Origin of the sequence: Paracraurococcus ruber (assembly GCF_004353985.1) — a bacterium.
GTDB lineage: Bacteria > Pseudomonadota > Alphaproteobacteria > Acetobacterales > Acetobacteraceae > Paracraurococcus > Paracraurococcus ruber.
The window spans coordinates 1-8,716 of record NZ_SMOA01000233.1; the positions used below are offsets into that span (position 1 = coordinate 1).

Below are 8,716 nucleotides of genomic sequence, written 5' to 3' on the forward strand. Positions count from 1 at the left end.
CGGGCCCCGGCGGCAACCCGCCGCGCCGCCCGCCCGCGGCGGCGGCATCGCGGCCGCCGCGCCTGCATGCTAGGGCTCGGCGCATGATCGCGCGCCGCACCCTGCTGGCCGGCACCGCCGCCGGCCTCGCCGCACCCGCTCTCGCCCAGGGGGAGGCGGCACGGACCCTGCGCTTCATCCCGCAGGCCGATGTCACCGTTCTGGATCCCTTGCAGACCACCTCCTACGCCGTGCGCAACCACGGGCATCTCTGCTGGGACACGCTCTACGGGCTGGACGCCGACTTCCGCCCGCAGCCGCAGCTGGCGGAGGGGCATGAGGTCGCCGAGGATGGTCGGCGCTGGACCTTCACCCTGCGCGCCGGCCTTCGCTTCCATGATGGCGAGCCGATCCGCGCCGCCGACGCCGTCGCCTCCATCCGCCGCTGGATGGCGAGGGACACGCATGGCCAGACCCTGGCGGCGCGGCTGCAGGCGATGCAGGCGCTGGACGACCGGCGCTTCGAGCTGCGCCTGTCCCGTCCCTTCGGCGTGCTGCTGGACGCGCTGGCGAAATTCTCCGCCTATCCCTGCTTCGTCATGCCGGAACGCTTCGCCGCGCTGCCGCCGACGACCGCGCTGACCGAGATCGTCGGGTCCGGCCCCTACCGCTTCGTCGCGGCCGAACGGCGGGCCGGCGATCGCGTGGTGTACCAGCGCTTCGACCAGTATGTGCCGACGCCCGCCGGCACGCCGGCGGTGACCGCCGGGCCGAAGCTGGCGCAGTTCGAGCGGGTGGAGTGGCGGATCATCGGCGACGGCGCCACCGCCGGCGCGGCGCTGCAGGCCGGCGAGGTGGACTGGTGGGAGAACATCACCCCCGACCTGCGGCCGCTGCTGGCGCGGCGGCGGGACGTGGTGCTGGACCGCCTGTCCCGGCACGGGCTGGTGGCGATGCTGCGGCCGAACCACCTGCACCCGCCCTTCGACGACCCGGCGGCGCGCCGCGCCCTGCTGCCGGCGCTGTCCCAGGCGGACTTCATGCAGGCGCTGTTCGGCGACGACCGCAGCCGCTGGCGGGACGGGCTGGGCTGCTTCCCGATCGGCAGCGCGCTTGCCTCCGATGCCGGTTTGGCGGCGCTGACCGCGCCGCGCGACATGGCGGCGGCGCGGGCGGCGCTGGCCGCCACCGGGCGGGCCGGCCAGAAGGTGGTGATGCTGCACCCGGCCGACCAGCAGGTGAACAGCGCCCTCACCCTCGTCGCCAACGACCTGCTGACCCGCATGGGCTTCGCGGTGGAGGACGCGACCTCCGACTGGGGGACCATGCTGCAGCGCCGGGCGCGGATGGAGCCGCCGGGCCAGGGCGGCTGGAACGCCGTGGTGGCGATCTTCGGCGGGGAGGACCTGCTGAACCCCGGCGGCCACCCGCTGCTGCGGGCCAATGGCCGCGGCGCCTGGTTCGGCTGGCCGGACAGCCCGGCGCTGGAAGCGCTGCGCGACGAATGGTTCGACGCCCCCGACCTGCCGGCGCAGCAGGCCATCGGCGCCCGCATCCAGTCCCGCTTCCTCGAGGACCTGCCCTACTGGCCGCTGGGCCAGTACCAGGTGGACACCGCCTATCGCCGCGGCCTGGTGATCGGCCGCCGCGGCCTGACCCTGCCGCTGAACGTGCGGCGCGAGGCATGAGCAACGGGGAGGGCGGCATGGCGGACGGCGCCTTCGTGGAACTCGCCCGCGTGTGGCGCGGGCCGGTGGTGGAAAGCTGCCATCGCGGCGTGGTGGCGGTGGCGGATGCCACGGGGACGATCCGCCAGGCCTGGGGCGATCCCGGCCTGGTCACCACCCCGCGCTCCTCGCTCAAGCCCTTCCAGGCCGTGGCGCTGGTGGAATCCGGCGCCGCCGATGCCTTCGCCCTGGGGGAGGCGCATATCGCCATGGCCTGCGCATCCCACCACGCGCAGCCCTTCCAGGTGGCGATCGTGCAGGAATGGCTGGCAAGGCTGGGTCTCGAGGAGAGCAACCTGGTCTGCGGCCCCGACCTCCCGCGCGGGCGGGAGGATCTGCTGGCCGCGGCGCGCGCCGGCGGGCCGCGGCGGGTCTTCCACAACTGCTCCGGCAAGCATTGCGGCTTCCTGACGGTGGCGCGGCACCTGCGCGCCGATCTCGGCTATGCCGACCCGGCGCATCCGGCGCAGCGCCTCTACCTCGATATCCTGTCGGACCTGATCGGCCGCGACGCGGCATCCCTGCTGCGCGGCACCGATGGCTGCGGCCTGCCGGCGCTGGCCCTGTCGGTGGGGGAGATGGCGGTGGCCGCGGCGCGCTTCGGCGCCGTGGCGGTGGCGGGCGGTGCCCGGCAGGCCGCGATGCGCCGGGTGCTGCAGGCCATGCGGGACCACCCCGACCACCTCTCCGGCCGGGATGAGCCGACGGCGCGGCTGGTCCGCGGCACCGGCGGCCGGGTGCTGCTGAAGACCGGCGCCGAGGGATTCCTGCTGGCCATGGTGCCGGACCAGGGGCTGGGGGTTGCGGTGAAGCTGGCGGACGGCGCCGGCCGGGCGAAATTCGGCGTGCTGGCCCGGGCGCTGGCGCTGGCGGGCGCGCTGCCGGCGGCGGAGGCCGAGGCGCTGCTGCCGCAGCTGGAACCCGCCATCCTCGACTCCAATGGCGGGGCGGTGGGCGCCATCGAGATCCTTCTGGGCGGCTGAGGCCGAGCCTCCGGCACGCGCCGGGGCCGGCACGGCGCCTCGCCCTGCCGAGGGCCCCGACGGTCGGCGATGTCCCGCTGCCCTCGGCGGCCGGGTGGCGGCGAGGGACTTGCCCGTGGGGCCCTGGCGCGCCCCATCGGCGCCCTGGCCGGTCGCCCTGGCCGCGGGCCAGTCCCATCCGGCCGCCGGCGTCAGGTCACCGAGGCGAGCGCCGCCGCGATGCGGGCCTGGCCCCAGCGGACCGGCGCGGTGGGCGCCGCGCCGGGCTGCGCGACATCGGCGCCGAAGCCCGGCAGCACCTCCACCCCCTGGTCCCCGCCGACCAGCAGCACCGCCCCGCGCTCGACGAAGACGCCGAAGGCGCCATTGCTCGGCCCGGCGAAGAAGCGGGTGCCGCGCACCGCGATCAGGCCGAAGGGGCCGCGCACCGTCAGGTCCGGCGGCGGGGCGCCGCCGCGCGCCGCGCGGTCCACCAGCGCGGCGCCGCGTTCCAGCACCAGCGTGCCGCCGCGGCGCGCCAGGAAGCGGTCGATCCGCAGCCGCACGCCGCCGCCCAGCAGCACCTCGATCGCCTCGGCCAGCCGCAGCCGGACCCGCGCTTCCTCCCCCGTGGCGACCAGGTCGCCGTCGAAGACCGGCATCGCCGGGGCCAGGGCGCGCCGGGTCCCGCCGGCCTCCGCCGTGGCCTCCCCGCGCATGTCCTCGACCCGGCCGAGGCCGGCGGGGGCGGCGATGGCGGGCAGCGCCAGCAGGGTGGCGGCGCCGGCCAGGGGGCGGCGCCCGATGCCGGCGCGCGGGCGATCCTTCATGCCGCGATCCTTGCCCGGCGGCGCCGGGAAGGGAAGCGTGGCCCGGCCAAGGCGCGCGGGGGCGCCGGGGCCTTGCCGGCGGCCCGCGCGGCTGCCAGCACGGCACAGGCCGGCCCGCGACCGGCACCGCCCCGGGACCACCGGGCGGCAGGAACCAGTCCGCCACGGAACGCCCGCCCATGGAGCATGTCGTCCATTCCCCTGTTCCGGCCGCCGCGGCGGGCCCGGCGGCGCCCGCGGGACCGCGCCTGCTGATGCGGCCGATCGAGGCGCTGGCCGCCGCCCTGCTGGTCGGGCTGATCGGGCTGGTGCTGGCCAGCGTCTTCTGCCGCTACGTGCTGGGCCGGCCGATCGCCGCCTCGGACGAGATCGCGTCCTTCCTCTTCCTCTGGATCGTCATGCTCGGCGCGGTCATCGCCATCGACCGCAACGAGCATCTGCGCCTGGCGCTGCTGCTGAACGCGATGGGCCCGCGGCCGCGCCGGCGGCTGGAAGCGGTGGGGCTGGTCATCATGGCCGCCTTCCTCGGCGCGCTGCTGCCGGCCGCGCTGGAACACACCTGGTTCGAGGCCGACATCACCTCCCCCGCGCTCGACATCTCCATGGGCTGGCGGATCGCCGGCATCCCGCTCGGCATCGTCCTCATGCTGGCCGCGCTGGCCGGCCGGGTTTGGCGGGAGGTGGCGCGCGCCGACCTGGTGCTGGCCATCGCCCTGGTCGGCGCCGCCATCGCCGGGCTGTGGCTGCTGACGCCGGTCTTCGCCCAGCTCGGCAAGGCGAACATCCTGGTGCTGCTGGTCGGCGTCATCGCCGTCTGCCTCGCCATCGGCGTGCCCATCGGCTTCTGCTTCGGCGCCGGGGCGCTGGCCTTCCTGCTGTTCTCCACGCATCTGCCGCCCACCGTCATCGTCGGGCGGATGGACGAGGGCATGTCGAGCCTGATCCTGCTCTCGGTCCCGGTCTTCGTCCTGCTCGGCTGCATCCTCGACGCCACCGGCATGGGCAAGGCGATCGTGGATTTCCTCGGCTCCCTGCTCGGCCATGTGCGGGCCGGCATGTCCTACGTGATGCTCGGCTCGCTCTACCTCGTCTCCGGCATCTCCGGGTCCAAGGTGTCGGACATGGCGACGGTGGCGCCGGCGCTGTTCCCCGAGATGAAGCGCCGCGGCAACCGGCCGGAGGAGATGGTCGCGCTGCTCGGCACCGGCGCCATCATGGCGGACACCGTGCCGCCCAGCATCGTGCTGATCGTCATCGGCTCGGTCGCCGGCATCTCCATCGCCGGGCTGTTCGCCAGCGGCTTCGTGGTGGCGCTGTTCCTGCTGCTGATCCTGGCGGCGGCGGCACGCTGGAAGGCGCGGGGCGAAAGCCTGGCCGGCGTGCGGCGGGCGCCGCTGCGGGCGGTGGGCGCGGCGCTGCTGTTTGCCGCGCCGGCGCTGGTGCTGCCCTTCCTGGTGCGCGGCGCGGTGACGGAAGGCGTGGCGACGGCGACCGAGGTCTCCACCATCGCCGTGCTCTACGCCTTCCTGGCCGGCACCACGCTCTATGGCCGGCTGGGCCTGCGCGACATCTACCGCATGCTGGTCGAGACGGCGGCGATGACCGGCGCCATCCTCCTCATCCTCGGCACCGCCGCCGCCGCCGCCTGGGTGCTGACCCAGACCGGCTTCGCCGGCTACCTGGCCGCGGTGATGCAGGGCCTGCCCGGCGGCTGGGTGGTCTTCATGGGCGTGACCATCCTGGTCTTCCTGTTCCTGGGCTGCCTGCTGGAAGGTCTGCCGGCCATCGTCCTGCTGGCGCCGCTGATGTTCCCCATCGCCCGGCAGCTCGGCATCGACCCGGTGCACTATGCGATGGTGGTGGTGGTGGCGATGAATATCGGCCTGTTCGCGCCGCCCATCGGCATCGGCTTCTACATCGCCTGCTCGATCGGCAAGGTGGCGCCGGATGCCGCCATGCGGACCATCTGGTTCTACCTGGCGGCCCTGCTGCTGGGGCTGCTGGCCATCGCCCTGGTGCCGGCCATTTCCATCGGGCTGATCTGATGGTAACGCCTGCGCCGCAATCCAGGGGGGAAGGGTCGATGACCGGATCACGCCGTCGGAGCATCCTCGCGGCCGGCGCGGCGCTGCCGCTGCTGGCCATCCGCACCCGGCCGGCCGGGGCCGCCGAGTTCACCTACAAATGGGCCAACAACCTGCCGGTCGCGCACCCGCTGAACGTCCGTGGCGCGGAAGCCGTGGCGCGCATCAAGGACAGGACCGGCGGGCGGCTGGAAATCCAGGTCTTCCCCAACAACCAGCTCGGCTCCGACACCGACACGCTGAGCCAGCTTCGCTCCGGCGCGGTCGAGTTCTTCACCCTGTCCGGCCTGATCCTGGCGACGCTGGTGCCGCCTGCGTCCATCAACGGCATGGGCTTCGCCTTCGCCAATTACGCCGCGGTCTGGGCGGCGATGGACGGCCCGCTGGGCGCCTTCGTGCGGGCCGAGATCGGCAAGCGCGGCCTGTTCGCGATGGAGCGGATCTGGGACAACGGCTTCCGCCAGACCACCACGTCCAGCCGCGCGGTGACCGCGCCGGCCGACCTGCGCGGCCTCAAGCTGCGGGTGCCGCCCTCGCCGCTCTGGACCAGCATGTTCAACGCGCTCGGCGCCGCGCCCACCTCGATCAACTTCTCCGAGACCTATTCGGCGCTGCAGACCCGCGTGGTGGACGGGCAGGAGAACCCGCTGGCGATCATCGAGACGGCGCGGCTGTACGAGGTGCAGCGCTTCTGCTCGCTGACCAACCACATGTGGGACGGCTTCTGGTTCCTGGCCAATGCCCGCGCCTGGCAGCGGCTGCCGCGGGACGTGCAGGAGATCGCCCAGGCCGAGCTCAATGCCTCCGCCCTGCAGGAGCGGGAGGATGTGGCCAAGCTGAACGCCGAGCTGCAGGCGAAGCTGGCGCAGCGCGGCATGCAGTTCAACCCGGTGGATCCCGGGCCCTTCCGCGACCGGCTGAAGGAGGCCGGCTTCTACAAGGAATGGCGCGGCCGCTACGGCGAGGAGGCGTGGAAGGTGCTGGAAGGCGCGGTCGGCGCCATCACCTGATGCGGGCGTGACCTCGGGCGCGGCGGCGGGCACCGGCAGGTCGTCCGCCCGGCCCCCGCGCGCGGGTGGCCCCGCATCTCCGGCGCCGCGGGCGGTCCGCGCGTCGCTGCGCCCGCCGCACCGCCGGCAGCCCTTGGGGATGGACGATGGCGCGCCGGCCATCCCGTATCCCCGCCGCGACAGGCATGATGTCGGGGAGGCATGGGGCCGCGCCGCCCCGCCGGCCGCTTCGCCCCTCGGGACGAGGTCCCGCGCCGGATCGATGGCGGTGATCCGCCGCCAGGGGCTCCGGCGGCAGCGTCGCCGCCCGGGGCAGGGCGCTTGACCGCGCCAGGCAACCGGCCACGGCGCCGAGGCGATTCAGCCGGCATATCGCGGCCCACGCGCGCCCAGCCCCAGCCTGTCCCCGGATTGCCGCCCCCGGCGAACACCGTGCTGATTGGCCTGTCGCGAGGTCGACAGGATCGGGCATGCTGGCCTTGCTCGAACCCCGTTCCGCTGCCTTTGCCACATGCTTCACGCCGTCGGGCATGCCGCCCTTCGGCCATCACGGTATCGATGTGTCTGTCAGGTGATTCGCGCCGCCGGGCATTTTGCCCCTAGGCCATCACGGTATCGATGCGCTTGTCGCGTGATCCATGCCTTCGGGCGCTCCGGCCTTCGGCGGTCACGGTATCGATGTGCTTGTCGGGTAATTCGCGCCGTCGGGCATTTCGCCCCTTGGCCATTGCGGCATCGATGCGCTTGTCGCGTGGTTCATGCCCTCGGGCGTTCCGCCCTTCGGCGATCAACGTATCGGTGTGTTTGTCGCGTGATTCACGCCTGCGGGCGTTCCGCCCTTCGGCGATCACGGTATCGGTGTGTTTGTCGCGTGATTCACGCCTATGGGCGTTCCGCCCTTCGGCGATCGCGCTTGGGGAGAACAGGATGGCCTTCGTCACGCTCCGCCAGCTGCTGGACCACGCCGCCGAACGCGGCTACGGCGTGCCGGCCTTCAACATCAACAACATGGAACAGCTGCTGGCGATCATGCAGGCGGCGGCGAAGACCAAATCGCCGGTGATCCTGCAGGCCAGCCGCGGCGCCCGCGCCTATGCCGGGGACCTGATGCTGCGCGCGATGGTGGAGGCGGCGGCGGCCACCTGGCCGGACATCCCGGTCTGCCTGCATCTCGACCATGGGGACAGGCCGGCCACCTGCCTGTCCGCCATCCAGCACGGCTTCACGAGCGTGATGATGGATGGATCCCTGCGGGAGGACGGCAAGACGCCGGCCGACTACGACTACAATGTCGCCGTCACCGCCAAGGTCACGGAGCTGGCGCATGCCGTCGGCGTCTCGGTCGAGGGGGAGCTGGGCTGCCTCGGCTCGCTCGAGAGCGGCACCGGCGAGCAGGAGGACGGGCACGGCGCCGAAGGCGCGCTGTCGCGCGAGCAGCTGCTGACCGACCCGGCGCAGGCGCGCGACTTCGTCGCCCGCACCGGCGTGGATGCGCTGGCCGTCGCCATCGGCACCAGCCACGGCGCCTACAAATTCACCCGCGAGCCGAGCGGCGACATCCTGGCCATGGAGGTGGTGCGCGCCATCCACGCGCTGCTGCCCAACACGCATCTGGTCATGCATGGCAGCTCCTCCGTCCCGCAGGACCTGCAGGACATCTTCAACGCCCATGGCGGCAGGATGCCGCAGACCTGGGGCGTGCCGGTGGCCGAGATCCAGGAAGGCATCCGCCACGGCGTGCGCAAGATCAACATCGACACGGATTGCCGCATCGCCATGGCCGGGCAGTTGCGCCGCGTGGCGCAGGAGAAGCCGGGCGAATTCGACCCGCGCGCCTTCATGAAGCCGGCCATGGCGGCGCTGACCGCGCTCTGCGCCCGCCGCTTCGAGGAATTCGGCACCGCCGGCCAGGCGCCGCACCTCAAGCCCCGGCCGCTCTCCGCCATGGCGACGGCCTACGCCAGGGGCGTGCTCGATCCCGTCCTCGGCGGCGCCGCCGACCGCGCCGCCTGATGCCGACGGCCCGCCGGCTGCGCCCCGGCAGCGCGCGCGGGCCGGCGCGGCGTGCCGGCGGTGTGACGATGGTGTGACGGCAGGGCGCCCGGCGCGGTGCCCAGGCCGGCC

At 73.7% G+C, this 8,716-nt stretch carries 7 protein-coding genes; 5 read left to right on the forward strand and 2 right to left on the reverse strand.

Annotation, left to right across the window (positions count from 1 at the left end; all coding sequences use genetic code 11):
* The first annotated feature begins 86 nt into the window (after nucleotides 1-86).
* Complete coding sequence (locus E2C05_RS25260) at nucleotides 87-1,667, forward strand: ABC transporter substrate-binding protein (protein ID WP_408901631.1); 1,581 nt, start codon at nucleotides 87-89, stop codon at nucleotides 1,665-1,667.
* Nucleotides 1,664-2,689 carry an asparaginase gene (locus E2C05_RS25265; RefSeq protein WP_133222414.1) on the forward strand — a complete coding sequence of 342 codons (1,026 nt, stop codon included), beginning with the start codon at nucleotides 1,664-1,666 and terminating at the stop codon, nucleotides 2,687-2,689. The genes E2C05_RS25260 and E2C05_RS25265 overlap by 4 nt, the downstream gene beginning before the upstream one ends.
* A gap of 191 nt (nucleotides 2,690-2,880) precedes the next feature.
* Here the strand turns inward: E2C05_RS25265 and E2C05_RS25270 are convergent, their stop codons facing one another.
* Complete coding sequence (locus E2C05_RS25270; RefSeq protein ID WP_133222415.1) at nucleotides 2,881-3,498, reverse strand: FecR family protein; 618 nt, start codon at nucleotides 3,496-3,498, stop codon at nucleotides 2,881-2,883.
* A gap of 254 nt (nucleotides 3,499-3,752) precedes the next feature.
* Here E2C05_RS25270 and E2C05_RS25275 point away from each other — a divergent pair, with 254 nt between their 5' ends.
* Together E2C05_RS25275 and E2C05_RS25280 are read left to right on the forward strand one after the other, a co-directional pair.
* Nucleotides 3,753-5,543: a TRAP transporter large permease gene (locus E2C05_RS25275; protein ID WP_205083057.1), complete on the forward strand. Its 1,791-nt coding sequence runs from the start codon at nucleotides 3,753-3,755 to the stop codon at nucleotides 5,541-5,543.
* Nucleotides 5,544-5,581: 38 nt separating this feature from the next.
* Nucleotides 5,582-6,592, forward strand: coding sequence for a TRAP transporter substrate-binding protein (locus tag E2C05_RS25280; RefSeq protein ID WP_133222417.1), 1,011 nt, complete (start codon nucleotides 5,582-5,584; stop codon nucleotides 6,590-6,592).
* Between the two features lie 599 nt (nucleotides 6,593-7,191).
* Here the strand turns inward: E2C05_RS25280 and E2C05_RS25285 are convergent.
* Nucleotides 7,192-7,533, reverse strand: coding sequence for a hypothetical protein (locus E2C05_RS25285; RefSeq protein WP_133222418.1), 342 nt, complete (start codon nucleotides 7,531-7,533; stop codon nucleotides 7,192-7,194).
* Here E2C05_RS25285 and fba point away from each other — a divergent pair.
* Nucleotides 7,520-8,605: a class II fructose-bisphosphate aldolase gene (gene fba / locus E2C05_RS25290; protein WP_133222419.1), complete on the forward strand. Its 1,086-nt coding sequence runs from the start codon at nucleotides 7,520-7,522 to the stop codon at nucleotides 8,603-8,605. The two genes, E2C05_RS25285 and fba, sit on opposite strands and share 14 nt — an antisense overlap.
* The last annotated feature ends 111 nt before the right edge of the window (nucleotides 8,606-8,716 follow it).